The organism is Paraburkholderia aspalathi, from assembly GCF_900116445.1.
In the GTDB taxonomy this organism is placed as follows: Bacteria; Pseudomonadota; Gammaproteobacteria; order Burkholderiales; family Burkholderiaceae; genus Paraburkholderia; species Paraburkholderia aspalathi.
The window spans coordinates 522,182-543,207 of the sequence record NZ_FPBH01000002.1 but is presented as its reverse complement, the minus strand read 5'-3'; the positions used below and the strand labels follow the sequence as shown (position 1 = coordinate 543,207).

General features: G+C 61.6%; 20 protein-coding genes. 15 read left to right on the top strand and 5 right to left on the bottom strand.

Annotation, left to right across the window (positions count from 1 at the left end):
- Nucleotides 1-51 precede the first annotated feature (51 nt).
- Nucleotides 52-897, bottom strand: a complete 846-nt coding sequence (locus BM438_RS05095; RefSeq protein ID WP_244179249.1) for a helix-turn-helix transcriptional regulator — start codon at nt 895-897, stop codon at nt 52-54.
- Nucleotides 898-1,128: 231 nt separating this feature from the next.
- Between BM438_RS05095 and BM438_RS05090 the strand changes: the two genes are divergently transcribed.
- The 7 genes from BM438_RS05090 (at nt 1,129) to BM438_RS05060 (ending at nt 9,516) form a co-directional block, all read left to right on the top strand.
- Nucleotides 1,129-1,884, top strand: a complete 756-nt coding sequence (locus tag BM438_RS05090; RefSeq protein WP_093633269.1) for an SDR family NAD(P)-dependent oxidoreductase — start codon at nt 1,129-1,131, stop codon at nt 1,882-1,884.
- A gap of 198 nt (nt 1,885-2,082) precedes the next feature.
- On the top strand, nt 2,083-3,246 hold the full coding sequence (locus BM438_RS05085; RefSeq protein WP_208620606.1) for an HPP family protein: 1,164 nt from the start codon (nt 2,083-2,085) through the stop codon (nt 3,244-3,246).
- A gap of 100 nt (nt 3,247-3,346) precedes the next feature.
- Nucleotides 3,347-3,760: a MarR family winged helix-turn-helix transcriptional regulator gene (locus BM438_RS05080; protein WP_054043339.1), complete on the top strand. Its 414-nt coding sequence runs from the start codon at nt 3,347-3,349 to the stop codon at nt 3,758-3,760.
- A gap of 6 nt (nt 3,761-3,766) precedes the next feature.
- Nucleotides 3,767-5,557, top strand: coding sequence for a chloride channel protein (locus tag BM438_RS05075; RefSeq protein WP_093633209.1), 1,791 nt, complete (start codon nt 3,767-3,769; stop codon nt 5,555-5,557).
- Nucleotides 5,558-5,901: 344 nt separating this feature from the next.
- Entirely contained in the window at nt 5,902-6,774 is an 873-nt protein-coding gene (locus BM438_RS05070; RefSeq protein ID WP_093633208.1) for a M24 family metallopeptidase, read from the top strand.
- Between the two features lie 32 nt (nt 6,775-6,806).
- Nucleotides 6,807-8,585: an SDR family oxidoreductase gene (locus BM438_RS05065; RefSeq protein WP_425270723.1), complete on the top strand. Its 1,779-nt coding sequence runs from the start codon at nt 6,807-6,809 to the stop codon at nt 8,583-8,585.
- Between the two features lie 28 nt (nt 8,586-8,613).
- The gene (locus BM438_RS05060; RefSeq protein ID WP_093633206.1) at nt 8,614-9,516 is read left to right on the top strand and encodes a metal-dependent hydrolase; all 903 of its coding nucleotides are present in this window, start codon (nt 8,614-8,616) and stop codon (nt 9,514-9,516) included.
- 17 nt (nt 9,517-9,533) lie between these two features.
- Here BM438_RS05060 and BM438_RS05055 read toward each other — a convergent pair whose 3' ends face one another.
- On the bottom strand, nt 9,534-10,427 hold the full coding sequence (locus BM438_RS05055; protein ID WP_093633205.1) for an AraC family transcriptional regulator: 894 nt from the start codon (nt 10,425-10,427) through the stop codon (nt 9,534-9,536).
- Nucleotides 10,428-10,585: 158 nt separating this feature from the next.
- On the opposite strand from BM438_RS05055, the gene BM438_RS05050 reads away from it, so the two are divergent.
- Genes BM438_RS05050 through BM438_RS05040 form a run of 3 tightly spaced genes read left to right on the top strand, consistent with a single transcriptional unit; the run spans nt 10,586 to nt 12,763 of the window.
- Complete coding sequence (locus BM438_RS05050; RefSeq protein ID WP_093633204.1) at nt 10,586-11,365, top strand: SDR family NAD(P)-dependent oxidoreductase; 780 nt, start codon at nt 10,586-10,588, stop codon at nt 11,363-11,365.
- Nucleotides 11,366-11,409: 44 nt separating this feature from the next.
- A complete protein-coding gene (locus BM438_RS05045; RefSeq protein WP_093633203.1) occupies nt 11,410-11,850 on the top strand; it encodes a GNAT family N-acetyltransferase in 441 nt (146 codons plus the stop codon).
- A 52-nt stretch (nt 11,851-11,902) separates the two neighbouring features.
- Nucleotides 11,903-12,763: a class I SAM-dependent methyltransferase gene (locus tag BM438_RS05040; protein WP_093633202.1), complete on the top strand. Its 861-nt coding sequence runs from the start codon at nt 11,903-11,905 to the stop codon at nt 12,761-12,763.
- 8 nt (nt 12,764-12,771) lie between these two features.
- Here the strand turns inward: BM438_RS05040 and BM438_RS05035 are convergent, their stop codons facing one another.
- From BM438_RS05035 to BM438_RS05025, 3 genes are all read right to left on the bottom strand, one after another.
- Nucleotides 12,772-14,118 (bottom strand): glutamine synthetase family protein, encoded by a 1,347-nt coding sequence (locus BM438_RS05035; RefSeq protein ID WP_093633201.1) that lies wholly within the window; start codon nt 14,116-14,118, stop codon nt 12,772-12,774.
- Between the two features lie 183 nt (nt 14,119-14,301).
- Nucleotides 14,302-14,859, bottom strand: a complete 558-nt coding sequence (locus BM438_RS05030; protein WP_093633200.1) for a helix-turn-helix domain-containing protein — start codon at nt 14,857-14,859, stop codon at nt 14,302-14,304.
- Between the two features lie 15 nt (nt 14,860-14,874).
- Complete coding sequence (locus tag BM438_RS05025) at nt 14,875-16,164, bottom strand: NAD(P)/FAD-dependent oxidoreductase (RefSeq protein ID WP_093633199.1); 1,290 nt, start codon at nt 16,162-16,164, stop codon at nt 14,875-14,877.
- Nucleotides 16,165-16,455: 291 nt separating this feature from the next.
- Between BM438_RS05025 and BM438_RS05020 the strand changes: the two genes are divergently transcribed.
- The 5 genes from BM438_RS05020 to BM438_RS05000 all read left to right on the top strand — a co-directional run bounded on the left by BM438_RS05020 (nt 16,456) and on the right by BM438_RS05000 (nt 20,875).
- Complete coding sequence (locus BM438_RS05020; protein WP_093633198.1) at nt 16,456-16,965, top strand: DUF1993 domain-containing protein; 510 nt, start codon at nt 16,456-16,458, stop codon at nt 16,963-16,965.
- 263 nt (nt 16,966-17,228) lie between these two features.
- Nucleotides 17,229-18,398, top strand: coding sequence for a class C beta-lactamase (gene ampC / locus BM438_RS05015; RefSeq protein WP_093633197.1), 1,170 nt, complete (start codon nt 17,229-17,231; stop codon nt 18,396-18,398).
- 48 nt (nt 18,399-18,446) lie between these two features.
- Nucleotides 18,447-18,929, top strand: a complete 483-nt coding sequence (locus BM438_RS05010) for a cupin domain-containing protein (protein ID WP_093633196.1) — start codon at nt 18,447-18,449, stop codon at nt 18,927-18,929.
- A gap of 143 nt (nt 18,930-19,072) precedes the next feature.
- Entirely contained in the window at nt 19,073-19,714 is a 642-nt protein-coding gene (locus BM438_RS05005; protein WP_093633195.1) for a DsbA family oxidoreductase, read from the top strand.
- A gap of 195 nt (nt 19,715-19,909) precedes the next feature.
- Nucleotides 19,910-20,875: a LysR family transcriptional regulator gene (locus tag BM438_RS05000; protein ID WP_093633194.1), complete on the top strand. Its 966-nt coding sequence runs from the start codon at nt 19,910-19,912 to the stop codon at nt 20,873-20,875.
- The last annotated feature ends 151 nt before the right edge of the window (nt 20,876-21,026 follow it).

Genomic DNA, 21,026 nt, shown 5'->3' with positions numbered 1-21,026 from the left:
TCTGTGCTGGCTCAATGACTTCTAACGCTCGCGATTCGAGGATGCACCGGCTCACTTCGTTGCAAGTGCCTGCTTGTCTTCGATCAGGGATCTGATCCGCTCCTGATCGATCGGTGTCGCCGGGTTGTAGACGATCATCTGAAGATCTGGCCGCCCGTCGACTGCGAAGGATGAGTATTCCAGCGAGATCGGCCCCAGAACGGGGTGGCGCAGTCGCTTGACCCCCTCGCCGTAGGTCTGTACTTCATTGTCCCGCCACATGGCGGCGAACTCGGGACTTGAGCGGCACAGTTCGTCGACGAGCGGCGCCACCTCGGCGTCGGCGCCTGCGCGCGCGGCATCGATCCGGAAGGCGCCCACCACGAAGCGGGCCACGCTTGTCCAATCGAACTGCGCGGCACGGACGCGCGGATCGCAGAAGATCATGCGCAGGACGTTGCGTTGTTCGGGTGGCAGGGAGCCGTAGTCGGTGAGCACGGTCGCGGCCGCGCGGTTCCACGCAACCACATCCCACGTCGCAGTCCTGACGATTGCCGGACTGTAGGGCAGTGCGTCGAGCAGGCGCTGCAGTCGCGGCGTGATTGCGTCACCTCCGCGATAACGGACTTCGGGCGGATGGCCGAGGCCGAGCAGGAACACGTGTTCGCGCTCGACTTCGGTCAGCATGAGTGCCTTCGCAATGCGGTCCAGCACGTCCGCTGACGGATTGCCGCCGCGCCCCTGCTCCAGCCACGTGTACCAGGCCGCGCTGATATTGGCGCGCTGCGCCACCTCTTCGCGGCGTAGTCCGGCCGTGCGCCGCCGGCCACCGGAAATGCCGAAGGACGCGGGATCGAGCTTGGTCCGCCGGTTCTTCAGATAGTTGCCGAGCCGGTTGCTGCTTTCGTCGTCGCTCACTTGGGCCATGCTTAACCTGTTAAGACGTATACCCGGATAGTGTCATCAATTTAACAGGATGATTCTGCCTCGTACGTCGCTCGCAATCAATCGAATTCGGAAGGGTTTCACATCGGCATCGCGCGAGAAGGGTGCTTCGGCGTACGTGTATGACGGCCCCAACTGCCTCAGAGAATCAAGGCGATCTCGGCTGATACCATGACGCTCACCCCGTTTATGCGAGAGAACGACATGAGACTGAAAGACCGCGTTGCCCTGATTACGGGTGCTCAACGAGGCATTGGATATGCAATTGCGGAAAGGTTCGTGGCCGAAGGAGCAAAGGTGGTGCTTGCCGACGTAACAGACGCGACCGCCGAGGCAGACGCGCTGTGCGCCTCGGGCGGCGAAGCCTGCTACGTTCGTGCGGATGTGTCGCTGGAACCCGATGTGAGCGAAATGGTCCGCCTCGCTGAAGCACGATTCGGAAACGTGGACATACTGGTTAACAACGCCGGCATCGAATTCGCGAAAACTGTTCTCGATACGAGCGTTGCGGAATGGGACCAGCTGATGGCCGTTAACCTGAAGGGCGTTTTCCTATGTTCGAAAGCCATCATCCCGGCGATGCAACGGCGCGGTCGGGGCGTCATCATTAACATTGCATCCGAACTGGGACTCGTAGGCGAGGCCAATGTGGCGGCCTACTGTGCCTCGAAGGGCGGGGTGGTGATGTTGACAAAGGCGATGGCGATCGACCACGGTCGTCAAGGTATTCGGGTGAACTGCCTTTGTCCCGGACCCGTCACGACGCAATTGCTGGAGGACGTGTTTTCCAGCAGCGCCGATCCGGCCGGTCTGCGACGCTCTTTCGAAGCTGCGACGGTGCTGGGCCGAATTGGTTCTCCTGACGAAGTAGCCGGCGCCGCAGTCTTTCTGGCGAGCGACGACTCGGCCTACATGTCTGGCGCAAATCTGGTCATCGACGGGGGATGGACCGCGCGGTAAATCCGGATCGAGCGCGTCGGAGCGGGGCGCGGCATCCGCGTGGCAAGGCCAGTGCTATCAGGGCGTGGCGGCGCGGAACGGACTTTTATATCACAACGAGATATAATGCTAGCGAGACGCACTTTCATTTCGTGAGGATTTGCACCTTAAGGTGCAGTCCAATCCCACGTGATACCCGCCAACTTTCCCATCTAAACCTTGTCCCGCTACGCCCTCATCCGTTGGCTTTCCAGCTTCGCTCCTCATCCCATCGCTGTGCGGTGGCCGGAACGCCTGAGATCGTGTCTCGGTGCATTGCTAGGGATTGCGTTCACCGGCGGGACAATGCACGTTCTTCTCGGACCAGCGGCAAACATTCCGCTCCTGGTCGCGCCAATGGGCGCGTCGGCTGTGCTGCTGTTCGCGGTGCCCGCCAGTCCACTTGCGCAACCGTGGTCCATCATCGGCGGCAATATCGTCTCCGCGACGGTTGGCGTTGCCTGTGCAAGCTGGATCGCCGATCCGTTAGGCGCCGCTGCTTTGGCCGTCTCGCTGGCGATCTGTGCGATGTTCGCGCTGCGGTGCGTTCACCCCCCATCGGGCGCGGTCGCCCTGACCGCGGTCCTGGGCGGTCCGGCCGTGCATGCACTGGGCTACCGCTTTGTTGCCGAACCTATTGCGATCCAGTCCGTGATGCTGCTGTGCGCGGCTATCGTCTACCACGCTGCGACCGGGCATCGATATCCGCACGTCGCGCAGAGTTCGGGCAAAGGCGCGGCCGCATCGTCTGCGGCCTCGAACGAAGGTTTCACGCGCGCGGACCTCGAGGCGGTGCTGAACCGGCGCGGGGAATTGCTCGATATCGACACGGACGATCTGGAGTCCCTGCTGCGCGACGTTCAGTTGCAGGCCTACGCCCGCACGTTCAATGAACTGACGTGCGCGGACATCATGTCGCGCTCGCTGGTCGCCGTATCGGCGAACACGAGAGCGTCGGCAGCATGGAGTCTGCTGAAACAGCGCCATATCAAGGCGCTCCCGGTCACTGACGAGAGACAGCACGTAATCGGCATCGTGACTCGCGCCGACCTTGTCGACAAACGGGCGTATAGCAAAGGGGCCGGTTTGTCGTCCCCCGTGCAACGCTGGTTCCGGCGCAGCATCACGCCGGCACCGCTCGTCGGTGCGTTGATGAACGTCGACGTTCACACGGTCGACGCGGCGACACCGATCGTCGAGCTGGTGCCGGTGTTCGCGAACTACGGGCATCATCACATCCCGGTTCTGGACTCGAATCAGAGGCTTGCAGGAATGATCACGCAGGCCGACCTCATCGCGGGACTCTATCGCCAGGCTTACGCCAGGCAGCGACACGCGGCATAGCAAAAGCAATCGCACTATCGTAGGTACTTGCGCGTGAGTACATGCATAAATATCACGACGTGATAGAATTTCGCATCACCTATTTCTCCACGGCACTCTGATGAAAACACTCACGCGCGGCTTGACCAAGGCGAACTTCGAGCAACTGTCCGAGTTTCGCTACCAGATGCGTCGCTTCGAGCGTTTTTCTGAGCAGGCCGCGCAGGGTGAAGGCATCACACCGTTGCAGTATCTGTTGCTCCTGCATATCAAGGGTTATCCGGAGCGTGACTGGGCGACCGTCGGCGAGCTTGCGGAACGGCTTCAGGCGCAGCATCACGGCGTGGTCGCGCTCGTGTCCCGCTGCGAGGCGCTCGAACTGGTCCGCAGAAAGGTCAGTGAGACGGACCGTCGCCAGGTCGAGGTTCATTTGTTGAAAGCAGGCGAGCAACTGCTGGCCCGCCTCGCCGAGATGCACCGTGCCGAACTGAAGTCGCTCAAGGGCACGTTCAGTGTTCCCCAGATCGATGTTTGAGTCGCCATGAGTCTCGATACCCATAAGCGCGACTTTTCCACCAACGCGCGGCTTCCCGGTATTTCCGCACTCGCCGCGGCAATTGGTGCGCTCAGCACGCTTGCGGCGTTCGTGCTGCTGAGCCTGATTCATCTGTTCACCAATCTGTTTTTCTTCCAGCAATTTTCGTTTGCGGAGCGCTCGCCGGCCCTCAACACGTTGGGTATCTGGGTGGTGATCATCCCGGTGATCGGCGGTCTCATCGTCGGATTCATGGCCCGTTACGGTTCGGAAAAGATCCGTGGACATGGCATTCCCGAAGCGATCGAAGCCATCCTGTTCGGCAAGAGCCGCATGTCGCCGAAAGTGGCGATTCTCAAACCACTGTCGTCCGGCATTGTGATCGGCAGCGGCGGGCCGTTCGGCGCGGAAGGCCCGATCATCATGACAGGCGGCGCGCTGGGGTCGCTGATCGCGCAGTGCGTGAAGGTCACGTCCGCGGAACGTAAGACGCTGCTGGTTGCCGGCGCCGCGGCGGGCATGACAGCGGTCTTCGGCACGCCGGTGGCGGCCGTGTTGCTGGCAGTCGAGCTGTTGCTGTTCGAATGGCGTCCGCGCAGTTTTCTGCCGGTCGCACTTGCGTGCGCAGTTGCGGGTTTTGCGCGTGCGGCATTCTTCGGCACGGGGCCGCTGTTTCCGCTTGAGACTGCGCCTCCCGGCGCGCTGTCGCTGGTGTCCTGCGTCATTGCGGGCTTGTTGTCCGGCGCGCTTGCATCGGGCCTGTCGGCCGCGTTGTACAAGACCGAAGACCTGTTCGGCAAGCTGCCCATTCACTGGATGTGGTGGCCCGCGCTCGGCGGCCTCGTTGTCGGTATCGGCGGCTTTCTCGAACCTCGCGCGCTGGGCGTTGGCTACGACGTGATCGGTGACCTGTTGCATCAGCACATTGCAATCCAGATCGCGCTGGCGATTCTGATCGTGAAGGCGATCATCTGGGTCGTGGCGTTGGGCTCGGGCACTTCAGGTGGCGTGCTCGCGCCGTTGCTCATGTTGGGCGCAGGGCTCGGCGTCGTGCTCGGCCACGTGCTGCCGGGCGGCGAACCTGCCCAGTGGCCGCTCGTCTGCATGGCGGCCACGCTTGGCGCTACCTTGGGCGCGCCGTTGACCGCAATCGTGTTCGCTTTCGGCCTTACGCACGACAGCAACGCATTGCTGCCGCTGCTCGCCGCGACGCTGATCGCACACGGGTTTGCGACGGTCGTCATGAAGCGCTCCATCATGACCGAGAAAATCGCCCGGCGTGGTTATCACATCTACCGGGAATACGGCGTCGATCCGCTTGAGCGCCACCACGTCGATGAGGTGATGTCGCGTACGGTCGAGACAATCGATGGCGATATGTCCGTGAGTGAAGCGCTAGCAACGTACTTCGGCGCGACGCAGAGACATCGCGCCTATCCGGTCGTGCGTCAAGGCATGCTGGAGGGTGTGGTCGATCGCGCGCTACTGGAAAAAATGCGCGATGACGAGGCAGCGGATGCGCTCGATTCGCGCCTCGTTGACGTGTTGCGCCACCGTTCTCCCGCATTTGCATTGCCGAGCGAAACCTGCCGGCTCGTCGCAACGCGGCTTGCGGTGCAAGGTCTCGAACGCTTGCCGGTAGTCACGGACTCCGAAACGTTGCAATTGGTCGGCATTGTGTCGCGCAGCGATCTGGTCAAGCCGTCTCTTGCCCACTTCGACGAAGAGCACAAGAAAGAACGCTTCCGGCGCTTGCCAATCCACGCCGGCAAGCGGCACTTCCCGCCGGTTCCTTAAGCCATCGGCCAGTCATAGGCCGCTCAGTAGCCGCTCAACAGCCGGAGCGGATACGCGGTTTGCCGGTGCAGGCAACGCTCCGGCACGTAATCCACCACATCCCCACGTCACACGGCTGATGCCGAAGTCGGTGCCTGACTGCGTCCGGGCATCCGTACCTTCGGCCAACCGGACGGCCTCCGCGCTGCATCCAGCATCCCCAATAAGCCCCCAGGGAAAACAACGAGTGGACGATCACCCAGGGTGGTGTACGATTCAATCGTTACATTGAACAATGTAACAATAAAAAATGTCATCGTGATGGGCAGCCACACCCCCATCGACAGCATATTCGGGAGGCATGTATGGGTGACAAGTCCATTCCACACGTCGACGTGGAAGAACTGGCGCAGTTCCGCGAAGTCCAGCAACTGGCCTATCGCTGCGTCGAGAGCGTCGGCGAAATGCTCCAACCGGGCATGACGGAGAAGGACGCCGCCCGGCTGCTGACCGAATGGCTGCAGGATAACGGCGTGCGCGACTGGCTGCACAAACCCTTCGCCTGGTTTGGCGACCGTACCGCCTTTGAAGGTTTTTCCGGGCTGTCGCACATGGCCGGCTTTAACCTGGCATTCTTTCCGAGTTCGCGTCGGCTGGAAGAAAACATGCCGGTCATTCTCGACGTGGCGCCGGTGCTGAACGGCGTGATCGCCGATGTCGGCTACGCCACCTGTGTCGGCACGAATCCCACTCTCGAACAACTGAAAGACGACCTGGCCGAGCACCGCGAGTTGATCGTCACCATGGTGAAGCAACGGCACACGCTTGCCGACGTAGCGCGTGCGGTCGACCTGTTGTGCAGAAAACAGGGCGTCGAGCCGCGCCACAAGGCCTATCCGTTCAAGGTGCTCGCGCATCGTGTCGCGAAGCTGAACCAGCCGGCCAAGCCGCGTTTCGTGGCGCGTTTCGGCCTGAACGCGACGCGCAACCTCGTCCTCGATCAGGTTAGCGCGGGCAGGAAGGAGGGCTGGTCGCCGTTATGGTCGATCGATCGCCGCTCCGATCATGCACCGACGCCTGGCCTCTGGGCCGTCGAGCCGCATCTCGGCTTTCAGGGTGTAGGCGCCAAATTCGAAGAGTTGCTGGTCATCACCGATGACGACGCCTACTGGCTCGACGACGACCTGCCGCATGTACGCCGCTGGGCGCAGCGCGGGCGGGCGTTGGCCGCAGCATGACGGAGGCGCACATGCAACTTCTAACCGAACCGATATCGCCCACGCTGCACGAGGCGCCACCCGTCACGCGCCGCACCGAATTCACAGTGAACTCGGGCGACGTGACGCTTGCCGCCAGAGCATGGGGCGACCCCGCCCGGCCTACTGTGGTGTTAGTGCATGGCTACCCCGACAACAGCGAAGTCTGGGACGCAGTGGCCGCGTTGCTGGCACACGATTTCCATGTGATTGCCTACGATGTCCGCGGTGCGGGGCAATCCACCGCGCCCAAAGGGACGGCTGCTTACCGTCTGGGAAAACTCACCGACGACTTCATCGCCGTCATCGACGCCGTGAGCCCGAATCGCGCCGTCCATCTGGTCGCGCACGACTGGGGCTCGATCCAGGGCTGGGAGTTCGTCACCGAAGAGCGCTTGCGCGGACGCATTGCGTCGTACACGTCGTGCTCGGGCCCTTGCCTTGACCACGTCGCTTACTGGATCCGAGCACGCTTGTTGCATCCCACGCCGCGTTCGATCGGCAAGCTATTGGGCCAACTGGTGCGCTCCTGGTATGTGCTGCTGTTCCATTTGCCGGTGCTGCCAGGTTTGACCTGGCGAGTGTGGCTCGGCCGCGCGTGGCCGCGTGTATTGCGTCGCGTGGAAAAGACACAGATCGCGCCGCGCCCGACGCAAACGCAGGACGGCGTGCGCGGCGTCTCGCTGTACCGCGCCAACTTCATCCGCTGCCTGTTCACGCCGCGCAAGCGTTACGCACACGCGCCGGTCCAGGTGATCGTGCCGACGCTGGACAAATACGTTAGCCCGGCCTTGTCCGAAGATCTTTCGCGGTGGGTGCCTAAGTACTGGCGCCGTGAGCTGACCGCGCGGCACTGGTTGCCGGTCACGCACCCTGAACAGATGGCCCGGATGGTGCGTGAACTCGTCGATCACACTGAAGGCGGCGTCGAACCGGACACGCTGCAACGCGCCCGCATGGACGCCGCACGCAAACCGCTCAGCGGCAAGCTCGCGGTTGTGACTGGCGCAGGCAGCGGCATCGGGCGATGCATTGCACTGGAATTCGCGAAGCAGGGCGCCGCAGTGGTCGCGGTCGATATCGACAGTGCAAGCGCGGAACGCACGGCTACGCTGACCAGGTTGTCAGGCTGCAAGGCGTACGCACGCAAGGCCGATGTTGGCAGCGCCGAACAGATGGAAGCGCTGGCGAATTGGGTAGGAACGGACCTTGGCGGCGCCGACATCGTGGTCAACAACGCCGGCATTGGCATGGCGGGCGGCGTGCTCGACACCTCGGCACAAGACTGGGAACGCATTCTTCACGTCAACCTGTGGGGCGTGATTCACGGCTCGCGCCTGTTCGCCCGACAGATGGTGAAGCGCGGGAACGGCGGTCACATCATCAACACCGCGTCAGCCGCGGCCTTCGCTCCTTCGCGCGACCTGCCGGCCTATGCGACCACCAAGGCCGCCGTACTGATGCTTAGCGAGTGCATGCGCGGAGAACTCGCAGCGCACGGTATCGGCGTGAGCGCAATTTGCCCTGGGTTCGCCGAGACAGGAATCATGGCCTCGACCCAGTATGTCGGCGCCAGCGCTCAGGACCAGGAGCGCATGCGCCAGAAGGCCGCGAAGCTTTACCAGTTGCGCGGCCTGCAACCCGAGACGGTCGCGAGAGCCGCGCTCCGTGCGGTATTGCGCAACAAGCCTGTGGTCGCCATCGGCTTCGAGGCGCATTCAATGCGTTTCATCTCGCGCTACATGCCTGGACTAAGCCGCGTGATCGCCCGCATCGGCATGGTGCCGCGTTGATCTCACTCACCGGATGCCGGAGACCGTCATGACCCAAGAGCACACTCAATACAAGATCAGGGCGCGCCATGTGAAGTTCGACTGGAGTCAAACGCCGATCCAGTGGATTCCTGGCGACCCGTCGAGTACGCACATCATCAATGTGCTGAACCTGCTGTTCCCCGCCGGCGAACTATGGTTTTGCCGCGTCTACAACAAGGCGTTGCCGCTGATCACCGACCCGGCGCTGCGCGACGACGCAGAGGGGTTTCTCAGGCAGGAAGCGGTGCATTCGCGCTCGCACGGCGGTGTGCTCACGCACTACTACAAGGCGCACGGCATCGACACGCAGCCTTTCACAAAGAAACTCGACTGGCTGTTTGGCAAGCTGCTCGGCGAGCAGCCGCTTGGACTGAAGATCGGCAAAACGCGCTTCTGGCTGCGTCAACAGTTGGGTGTCATCGCCGCGCTGGAACATTTTTTTGGCTATCTCGGCAATTGGGTGCTCAATGCCGACGGCCTCGATGCTGCTCATGCGGATCCAACCATGCTCGATCTGCTGCGCTGGCACGGCGCCGAGGAAGTGGAGCATCGCACGGTAGCCTTCGACATCTTCCGGCATATGGGTGGGACCTACTTCGAACGCTGCTTCCACATGCTGTCGACGGTGTTGCTCCTACTGTACTTTCTCACGCACGGCGCGCGCTTCATGCACCAGCGCGATCCCGACGCCGGTACGTACCGGGGTTTTATCCTCGCCTGGCGCGCCGGAGCGCGGCGCGGTTGCCTGCCGTCGTTCTGGAAAATGATCGCGGCAGCGCTACGCTATTTCAATCCGCGCTATACGCCGCATCACGAAGGCTCGACCGAGCAGGCGCTCGCCTATCTTGCCACCTCGCCCGCTGCGCAGGCCGCGGCGCACGGAGGCAACTGGGTGCGCGATGCGAATTGATACGGCGGCATGAACCGCTAGGTCGTTGCCGTTTTCAACGCCTCTATGTCACGGCGGGGTGGCGCTCCAAACATGCGCGAGTATTCGCGGCTGAATTGCGACGCGCTTTCGTAGCCCACCTGATAGGCCGCAGCTTCGGCATTGGCAATACCTGCCACCATCAGGTTGCGTGCTTCAAGCAGGCGAAGCTGCTTCTGGTATTGCAGTGGCGTCATCGATGTCAGCGCCTTGAACTGCCGGTGGAATGCCGACGGACTCATTTGTGCAACGGCGGCCAGGTCTTCGATGCGTATGGTCTCGGTGAATTGGCCTCTTAACGCGTGGATGGCAGTCACGACTTTATGCACATGGCTGGTTGCCAGCACGACCCGTGCGACCTCGTTGCCGTGACGCCCCGTTAGCAACCAGTAGCAAATTTCTCGCTTGATCATCGGCGCGAGAATGGGAATAGCGTGAGGCGTATCGAGGAGACGCACCATTCGCAGCATGCAGTCGGCGAGCGGCCCGTCAATCTCGGTGACAAACACGCCGTGGCCGAGCTCGTCTTCCGGCGCAGGTGGCGTATCGAGACATGCCATGACATCGCGCATGATGGCAAGGTCGAACTCCATGGCAATAGCGAGGTAAGGCTCTGTTGGACTGGCCTTCACAATCCTGCTGAACGCCGGCATCTCAACGTTGACGATCAGGGCTTGTCCTGCCCTATAGTCGTACCGTCTGTCACCGAACGTCGTCCACTTGGCGCCTTGAACGACGACACAGAGAGCCGGCTTCATGATCAGATGAGAAGGGTGTTTTTCATGATCCGACCGGATGATGATCAAGCCCTCGATGGCGGTCAGGAACGGGCCTTCGCTCCCGGCTTGATTGTCGGTGTAGCGTTTGACACCTTCGACCAAGGCATTTGACATATGAACTTCCTCCGCGCCTGCATTTCCGCATGTTACTGCCTCCCGTGTCGAGCTGCAGAGCCTGAGCAGGATTAGGCAAGAAGAAGGACAGTTAGGGCATTCAGCCTCGCTACCGGCCGGAATAAGCTGCGTCTACACCTCTAACGTGGAGCGCAAAAATGACAGCAGGACAATCGGCAGACGCCATTTCGAAGATCGCCATCGTGACAGGCGGGAGTCGCGGCTTGGGGCGCAATACGGTCGTGAGCCTTGCGAAGCGCGGCGTCAGTTCCGTATTCACCTATCGCGCCAATCAGGCGGAAGCCGACAAGGTTGTCGGCCTCGTGGCGGAGGAGGGGCAAAGAGCCATTGCGCTGCCACTCGATACCGGAAAGGTGAGCACATTCGACGCGTTCGTGGAGCAGGTTCGGGCGTCGCTTGCGCAGTTGGGCGCCGAGCGTTTCGACTACCTTGTCAACAACGCCGGCACTTCGAATCACACGCCGTTCGAAAAGACAACCGAGGAGGAGCTGGACAGTCTTTACCATGTCCATTTCAAGGGCGTGTTTTTCTTGACGCAAAAGCTCCTGCCGTTGATCAAGGACGGGGGCCGCATCGTGAATATCTCCTCGGGACTGACCCGTTTCACCTTCCCAGGCAGTGGGTCCTATGCATCCATGAAAGGCGCGGTCGAGGTTCTGACTCGCTATCTCGCGAAGGAACTCGGTCCGCGTCGAATCGCCGTCAATACCGTCGCGCCAGGCGCCGTCGCCACGGACTTCAGCGGCGGCATGGTGCGCGACAATCCCGAGATCAACAAGCTGGTGGCGGACGGCACGGCACTCGGCCGTGCGGGCGTGCCCGACGACATCGGCCCGATGATCGCGTCGCTGCTGTCCGAGGACAATCGCTGGGTCAATGGCCAGCGCATCGAAGTCTCGGGCGGCATGTCGCTGTAGCTGTGCCAGAATCGGCATTCTCCCAACGAGGACAGAATGCCGCTATGGCCGACAATCACAACAACAGCCTGGATATCCGAAGGCTTTCCCCGACAGAATGGGCACAAGCCTTTCCGGTTATCGCGCAATTGCGTGCACTTGATCAAGACGAATTTCTCAGAAGAGCCAGGCTGCAATCGCATTCTGGCTACGAGCTTGTCGGCGCTTTTCAAGGCGGCAAACTTGTTGGCGTGATGGGGATGAGGCCGGTCCACACGTTGGCGCGCGGGGCGCACTTGCATATCGACGATCTCGTCGTCGATGAGGCGACACGGGGCAGCGGTGCGGGTCGCGCCTTGACGGAATATGCGGAAGCCGACGCGCGTGCTCGCAATATGACTGCGGTGTTTCTAGATGCCCGGCCGGATGCCGTTCCCTTCTATGAGCGACAGAACTACGCGGTCCATCCCGCACCGTCGATGAAAAAAGTCGTCTTACCCTCGTAGGCATGAAATGGGCTAACGTCAACAATATTCGCCCACAGGAGGATCGAAAGTCATGACCGATAAGCAAGATGCAGCGCCAGACAGCACAGCAGCGCGAGTCGCCTTGTGGCGCGCGCTCCACGTCTGGTCCGACCCGCCGCCGCATGTGCTGGAAGACGTAATCGGCCTTAAGCTGCTGGCCCCGGATGCGGGTTGGCGCAGCCGCGGCGACATGGACCCTCAATTCACGCGACCCTTTCGCGCTTCGATCGTGGCGCGTGCCCGCTTCGTTGAAGACCTGGTTGTGGAGCAGGCCGGCCGCGGTCTTGATCAGTACGTCATCCTCGGCGCCGGCCTCGATAGCTTCGCTCAGCGGCGGCCGGAGATCGCATCTCATCTTAAGGTGTTCGAGGTCGACCAGCCGGGTCCTCAGGCATGGAAGCGTCAGCGTCTGATCGAGCTGGGCTTCGGCGTTCCGGACTGGCTGCGTTTCGTGCCGGTCGATTTCGAGGCGGGGGGAAGCTGGCGAGACGGGCTCGTGACCGCCGGCTTCGATGAGAGCAAGCCCGCAATCGTGGTCTCCACGGGCGTCAGCATGTATCTCACGAAGGATGCGAACGCGGCCACGCTGCGCGAAGTCGCGTCCCTTGCTCCAGGATCGACGCTCGCTATGACGTTCCTGCTTCCGCTTGAGATGGCGGACCCTGAGGTGCGCCCCGGGCTTGAGATGGCAGAGAAGGGCGCACGATCAAGCGGGACACCGTTCATCAGTTTCTTCACGCCGCCGGAGATTCTGGCGCTGGCTCATGAAGCGGGCTTCGGAGAAGCACGGCACGTCTCGGCGGCCGATCTTACCGAGCGCTACTTCACGGGCAGGACCGATGGTCTGCGGCCGCCAAAGAATGCTGAGGAGCTGCTGGTGGCCAATACCTAGCCGCTCGCTCAAAGGAACCAGCGGTATTCCCGCGCATTCACTTCGTTCATGAAATCCAGATGGTCCTGGCGTTTGTTCTCGCAGTAGACCATCACGAACTCTTCGCCCAAGCCTTTGCCTACGACCGGATGGTCCTGCATCGCGACGACGGCTGAGAGCATGTCTTGCGGAAAGTCGACACCGCTTTGGCGGTCTTCGTTGAGCGGCGCGATGGGTTCGCGGCCTGCATCCAGCCCGTGTTCCATGCCGGTGAGAATAGCGGCGAGTACAAGGTAAGGGTTCGCATCGGCGCCCGCCAGGCGGTGTTCGATGCGCAGGTTGCGGTCGTCCGATTCTGGAATGCGAATGCAGGCGTCGCGGTCTTCGAAACCCCAGCTGGCACGACTGGCCGCATTCGTCTTCCAGCCATAGCGGCGAAACGCGTTGTGGTTGGCGGCGAAGACAGGCATGCAATGCGGCAGCAAGGCGAGGCATCCGGCCACCGCATGGCGCAGCGGGCGCTGGCCGTCAACGGCGAGCAGATTGTTGCCCGCTTCGTCGTAGAGACTCACATGCACGTGCATGCCGCTGCCTGGCGCGTGCAGGTATGGCTTGCTCATGAAGCTCGCGCGGTAGCCGTGTTTCAGCGCCACGCCGCGCGTGCTGCGGCAGAACAGGGCGGCCCAGTCGGCGGCGCGCAGACTGTCGTCGTTGTGGCCAAAGTTGATCTCGAACTGCCCGGGCCCGAGCTCGGCGGTGATCACGGTAGCGTCCACGCCCTGCTCACGCGTAGCGTCGACAATCTCGTTGAGCACACTGGAGAAGCGCGACAATCGCTCGATGTGCATGTTGGACTGGTCGTCCGGATCTTCGCAGAACGGGTCGCGCGGGAATTGCGGAAGACCGTCCGCCAGCCTGGCGTCGAACAGATAAAACTCCAGTTCAAAGGCGACAACCGGGCGGATGCCGCGCCGCTCGAAGCGTTTCAGCACGCGTGCCAATACCTCGCGCGGCTCGAACTCGATGGGCGTCTCGGTGCCGTCCGAGCTGATCAGCATCTGTCCCAATGGCTGGCTTTCCCATTGCACGGGCTTGAGAGTGCCGGCGATCAGTCGGCGCTGCGCATCCGGATCGCCGTCGTTGAAGCAGTAGTCGCCGATTCGGAACACGCCACCTTGTGCGCCGAGCAAAATGCAGTTCTGCGGCAGTTTCAGGAGACTGCCGGCAGCGACTTTCTCCAGCATGTCCACGGGATATCGCTTGCCGTAGAAGTGCCCGGGGATATCCAGGCAAATGAGGTCGACGTAACGCACCTCGGGATACGCCGCGCGAAAGGCGCGTACTTCGCTGAGCAGGTCGACGCTGGGGGAAGTCATGTTGTTGTCCTTCTCACGCAAAAAGACGCGATGATTGAGCTTCAGTTAAAAGCTACCGTGGAAAAAAAACAGGCAAGTCGACCACATAGCAGAAACGAACGCGGTAGTCACGGCGCCGTCCATTAGTCATCCGAATTGACATTCAGCGCAGCGTTCGCTGCTACGTCATGTACTGCCTGAATCCTAGGTGAACACCCAAAGTACCCGCGTGGGTTCGTCGGAGAGATTGGCGTAGCGAAACCGCGTGTGCGCCGGCACCTGGAAGCCGTCGTTAGGGCCGAGGGTCGCCGGGTGCTCTTCGTCGTCCAGCCAGATGGTTAACTCGCCTTCGAGCACGAAGCCACCTTGCTCGTCGCTGTCATTCAACGGTTTGTCGCCGCTGCTGGCGCCCGGCGCCAGGTGGCTTTCCAGCATCGAAAAACCCGCTGACATGTTCGGCGACACGAGCACGTCAGTCACGCCCTCGGCGTAATACAGCGTGCGGCGTTCATCCGGCCGGGTCACCCAAGGCAACGCACGCGGCTTGCTCAGGCTATAAAAATAGGTGGTGGGTACGCCGAGCGCCTCGCCGATGGCGGTCAGATCGCCCACGGTCGGACGTGAGAGGCCGCGCTCGATCTGGGAAAGGAAACCCACCGAGCGGCCGATCTTTTCCGCCAACGCGCCCAACGTCACCTTCTTATGCTTGCGCAGGTCCCGAATCAGTATTGCGAGACCTTCGATTTCTTCCTGCTTGTTCATCTTCTGCCCCTTCGCTCAGACTCTGTCGCGCAGACGATACCAGGTCTTGCCAATGACCTCCAGCGGCGCGGCCAGTAGCGCACCGCCGGGAAAAGGCGGATTGTCGATGGCCTGATATAGGTCGAGCAATTCGTCGTCGCCGAGGATGGCGTCTGCGACCGCCCGGCCGGCGGCGAGCGTAGGCAGCACGCCGTGCCCCGAATAGCCTTGCAACCAGTAGCGCTCACCTTGTCGACCGATATCCGGCGTGCGCTTCATGCTGATGTCGATATGCCCGCCCCACGCAAACTCGAGTTCCACTCCGCGCAGCTGCGGGAATGCGCGCTCCAGGTAAGGCCGGGTTGCCGCCGCAATATCCTTTGGAATGCCGCCCGCGTAGGTGCAGCCGCCGCCGAACAGCAGGCGGTTGTCAGGACTTAAGCGGAAGTAGTCGGGAACGAACTGGTTGTCGATCACGCAGCTGTTGCGTGGCAGTAGTGAACAGGCCACCTCCGGCCGCAGCGGCGACGTGGCCACCTGATAGGTGCCAACGGGCAGCATGCGCCTGGAAAGTTTGCGGTCGAGCCGGTCGATATAGGCATTGCAGGCGAGTACCAGGACATCCGCGCGCACCTCGCCTTTATCGGTGCGCGCGACAAAACCGCCAGGCGTCTCGCGGTAGTCCAACACCTGGCTTTGCTCGAAGATGCGTCCACCGGCCTGTTCGATCGCCGCGGCCAGGCCTTGGGCCAGTTTCAGCGGATTCAGATGGCCTGCCTCGGGATCGTAGAGCGCCGCCTGGTAGCGTTCGCTTGCTATCCATTGAGGCATTTCCTCGCGAGGGATGAAGCGCATCTTGTCGTAGCCCCACTTTTCCTCGGCTTCCTGTTGGGCCTGCTCGAGGAGGGCGGTGCGGCGCGGCAGCACCGCCGCCCACAGACTTCCCGCACGGTAGTCCGCATCGAAGCCATGCCGCGCCGGCAGTTCACGTATCTCGCCGGCGGCCCAACGCATGCTGTCCCACAGCTGGCGGGCACGTTCCAGACCCAACGCTGCCTCTAGCGGAGGCATGTCGCAGGACCAGCCGAGCAGGGCCTGGCCGCCGTTGCGCCCGGACGCCGCCCAGGCTACCCGGCTGGCTTCGAGCACCGTGACACGCTTGCCCGCGAGAGCCAGACGCAGCGCCGTATGCAGGCCGCTGAACCCTGCGCCGACGATCAGCACTTCCGTGTCGAGACGCTCTTCCAGCACCGGCCGCAGAGGGATCGGGGCAGGATAGGTGCGTGCGTAGTAGCTCGCGACGTGCTGGGCTGACTGGTCGAACATGTTGGCTCTCGTGAAAAATTATGCGGTAAATTTCATGAAAAAATACCATTCATTTTTCACGGGCGCAAGCGCGCGTCAAAATGCCGACGTTCTTTTCATCGATCAACCTAAGGGAAACGCACACCGGGCATCGGGCCGAGCTCGGCCAACGCGAGACAGTTATTGCTGTTCAGCCCCGAAGGCGCGTGGACCCGCACTTCCGGCTGGACGGTGGTAACCTTCCCCCGCCTATTCAACCGGCCGGCGCGGCATCTTCCGCGCCGGCATCCAACATCGACCGAAAGAGTGATCATGACCAGTTCCATCTACAGCGCATCCGTTCCCGTCTTCAAGCAAATGCTGACGGCATTGTCCGAGGTGCTGAAGAAAGCCGAAGCGCATGCTACCGAAAAGAACATCGAGCCGAACGCGTTGCTGCAGGCGCGCCTGTTCCCGGACATGTTTCCCTTGATGCGTCAGGTGCAGATCGCCGCGGATTTCAGCAAGGGCGTCAGCTCGCGCCTGGCCGGCGTGGAGGTGCCGTCGTGGCCCGACACTGAAGTGACGTTTGCCGACCTGCAAGCGCTGATCGCCAAAGCGTTGGCCCACCTCGGCACGCTCGACGCCGCCCAGTTCGAGGGTAGCGAGAACAAGGAAATCGTCCTGCGCCCGGGTACGCCGAAAGAGAAGAAGCTGGTCGGCAGCGCCTATTTGCAGAACTACGGTCTGCCCCAGTTTTTCTTCCACGTCACAACGGCCTACGCGATTCTGCGCCACAACGGCGTTGAAATCGGCAAGCGCGACTATATGGGCGCGTACTGATCGTCGGCGCACGGGCAGGGCGGTCGTTTCATCTGCACTTGCCGTCCGGCCCGCATGCCTTTGTTCGATCGTTCGGTTTGATGCGTAAGCGATGAATGACGGGTAAGCCGTGGAGGGATATCGCGTGCCACGCGAAAGATTTTCTTTCGCTACGGACAAGATATCGTCGATAGTCGATGAGTCTGCGAGCACGCATACTCCTTCCCCGGCAGACCCGTTTCAACGCCCGTCACCCACCTACGCAAAACCGATCGATCAGGGACATGAATCTGAGAACCATAAGCCTCATCGCAGCAACCTTCTTCGCGTGCGCTGTCACAACCGTCGGCCATGCGGCCGACGATCAGCAAAACAGAATCAAACGTACGGTCGACCACGCCATACAACCAGTTATGGCGAACGATGGTATTCCCGGCATGGCGATTGGCATCATCGACGGTGACCGGCATTACGTCTTCAACTACGGCCTGGCGTCGACGAAAACCAGAACGCCGGTTACCTCCGACACTTTGTTCGAACTGGGTTCCGTCAGCAAGACATTGACGGCGACGCTCGCGTCCTATGCGCAGGTGAGCGGCTATCTGTCTCTGTCGGATCAGTCGAGCAAGTACCTCCCGTCCCTGCGCAATAGCGAATTCGGCAAGGTCAGTCTTCTCAATCTGGGCACGCACACGCCCGGAGGACTCCCGCTGCAGGTGCCGGACAGCATTCGCAACGACGATCAACTGATGCAGTATTTCAAGCAGTGGCAGCCCACCTATGCGCCGGGAACCCATCGGACTTATGCCAATCCCGGCATCGGCGCGCTCGGTCTGATAACGGCGAAGAGCATGGGGCAGGATTTCAGCGCGCTGATGGAAAATCGTCTGTTTCCCGCACTCGATATGAGGCGCAGCTACATCAACGTTCCCGCGGAGAAGTTGAGCGACTACGCTCAGGGCTACACGAAAGACGGCGCGCCGATCAGAGTAGCGCCTGGAGTGTTGTCCGCTGAGGCCTACGGTGTGAAAACTACGGCTGCCGACATGGTTCGTTTCGTCGAAGCCAACATGAACCTGATCCAGTTGGACCCGAAGCTCCAGCGCGCGATCACGGACACGCACACCGGATACTTCAAGGCAGAGGGCATGACCCAGGATCTGATATGGGAACAATATCCGTATCCCGCCAAATTGCAGACGCTTCTGGACGGAAACTCGTCGGCGATGATTTTCAACGCAACACCGGTCACTGAAATCGTGCCGCCGCAGCCGCCTCGTGAAGACGTCTGGATCAACAAAACCGGCTCGACTAACGGCTTCGGCGCGTACGTCGCATTCATTCCGCAAAAGCGGTTGGCGATCGTCATTCTCGCGAACAAGAACTTCCCCATTGATGAACGGGTGACCGCCGCATACCGGATTCTCACGTCGCTGGCCAACGACGAACAATGAGTGTGTAAGGCGCTATTATCGACCGTAGCCCCCAAAGGAGAACACCCGATGAGCCGACCCGATTTCATCAAGCACTGGACTGAGCTGGAAGAACCGGATGCGCATTCCTATCGCGGCGATACCGAGAAAATGGCGCTCGACGCGCCGCTTTCCGCCGCACTCGGCATCACGCGCATTGGCATTCATCACGTGAGGCTTCTGCCCGGCCGGCGCACGTCATATCCGCACGCCGAAAGTACCGAGCAGGAGTTTGTGTACGTGCTCGAAGGCAAGCCCGATGTCTGGATCGACGGTGTGCTTCACCCCATTGCTGAAGGCGATTCCGTCGCGTTTCCGTCAGGCACGGGCATCTGCCACACCTTCATCAACAATACGAAGGACGAAGTCAGGCTGATGGTGATCGGTGAACGTCCACGCGACGACAACCGCATTCGTTATCCGGTCAACGAAGCGTACGAACGGACCCGCGCGGACCGCTGGGTGGACTGGCCCACCAGAACGATCGGCGACCACAACGGGATGCCGGACTGAGGGTCACGCCGTGGATGAGCGCTTCGGCGTACGTCCGGAGTGCGGTCCTGCAGAAATCAGCGATTCAGGCTAGGCTACCCTGTGGGCCGTTTTTGCGTCGCACCGAAGCGGCCGCGCCACAGGTTATTTCAGTCAGGAAAGCAATGAAACAACAGCTAACAATCGATTTTGTCTCCGATATCGCATGCCCGTGGTGCGCCATCGGCCTGTCGTCACTCGAGCTTGCACTATCGCGTTTGAGCGATACGGTCGACGCTCAAGTCACCGTCCATCCCTTCGAGTTGAATCCGGACATGGGGCCGGACGGCGAGGCCATTGTCGATTATCTCGGCAAGAAATACGGACGCACCCCGGAGCAGATCGCGGAAACCCAGGCCATGATCCGCGAGCGCGGGGCGAGCGTTGGTTTTACTTTCGGCCCGCGTGAGCACGTCTATAACACCTTCGACGCGCACCGCCTGCTGCATTGGGCCGGTATCGAAGGCAAGCAGTTGCCGCTCAAACTGGCGCTGCTGCGGGCCTATCACGCCGAGGGTAAAGACCCGAGCAATCACGAAGTCCTGGTTGAAGCAGCCCAGTCCGTGGGGCTCGACGCCGCGCAAGCAGCTGAGGTGCTGCGCAGCGGAATCTATGCCGACGACGTCCGCGCGGAAGAACGGGAATACCAGGCGAAGGGCATCCAGTCCGTGCCGGCGATCATCTTCAACGGTCGCTATCTGGTCAGCGGCGGACAACCCGTGGAAACCTTCGAGCAAGTCATCCAGCAGATTCTCGCCGAAGCGTAGGGCTGCAAATCGGCAATCGGCAATCGCGCCGGCGACCCGTTGCGCGCAACGGGTCGTCACCGGGTTCATTGCCCACACACTGAATCCCGCCACACTTGTCACTCACACCGTTCGATGCGCGGCAGTAGTGTGCTCTACAAGGACGAGGCTGGTGATGTGTTCCATAGCGCCTCGACATCCATAGGAGAGACGCTCGTGATGGATCGCATCATGGCGATGCAGACCTTCGTACGCATCGTCGACGCCAACAGTTTTACCCGCGCCGCGCAGTCGCTCGGGATTCCGCGCGCAAGCGCGACAACACTCGTGCAGAGTCTCGAGGCTATGCTCGGCATCCAGTTGCTCGTGCGCACCACGCGCCGGCTCAGTCTGACTGCCGAGGGGGCCGCGTATTACGAGCGTTGCGTGCAGATTCTCGCCGACATCGACGACATCGAGGCGAGCCTTCGGCATCCCGACGACCGGCCGCGTGGACGGCTGCGCGTTGAGATGCCCGCGGTCGTCGCGAACACGATCGTGTTTCCGGCGCTCGACGATTTTCACGCGCGCTTCGAGCACATCCTGCTCACCTTCGGCGTCAGCAACCGCCAGGTCGAACTGGCCGGCGAAGCGATCGATTGCTGCATTCTGACTGGAAAGCCACCGGATGCAGGCCTCGCCGCTCGCCGACTGGGCGCGCTCGAGCGTGTGACCTGCGCGAGCCCGCTGTATCTCGCGCGATACGGCACACCGCAACGGTTCGAGGAGCTAAGCGGTCACGCCGCGGTGAACCACGTGAGCGCGCAAACGGGGCGTGCGGCGGAATTCGATTTTCAAGTCGAAGGCGACACGGTCAGCGTGCCGCTTGGGGGCTTTGTGCAGGTGAGTGACGAGCACGCGTACCTCGAATGCGGCCTGCGCGGACTTGGACTGATCCAGCCGCCACGGGCGTTGGCCCAGCCCTATCTTGACTCCGGGCGGCTGCGTGAAGTGCTGCCGCATCACAGACCCGCGGCGCTGCCGGTATCGGTCGCGTATCTGCGTCATCGCCGCGCTCCGCCTCGCGTACTTACCTTCGTCAACTGGCTCGCGGAACTGTTCGAAACAGCGCGGCATGTAAGCCATGAGCAGCCGCCCGTGCAGCAGAGTCTGCGTGGCGTGGAGACCGCCGAACCGGCCTGAAACGAGCGGCAAACCACATAGTGGGAACCGGGCGTGAGATACCTGTGCGCACGACACTAGGGAATGCCTACGCTTGAGCCGTTGCCATTCAGCGTCGTAAAATCGTGGCACATCAGTTTGGGTGGCCCAGCAATGTGTCTGGCTTCTCGTT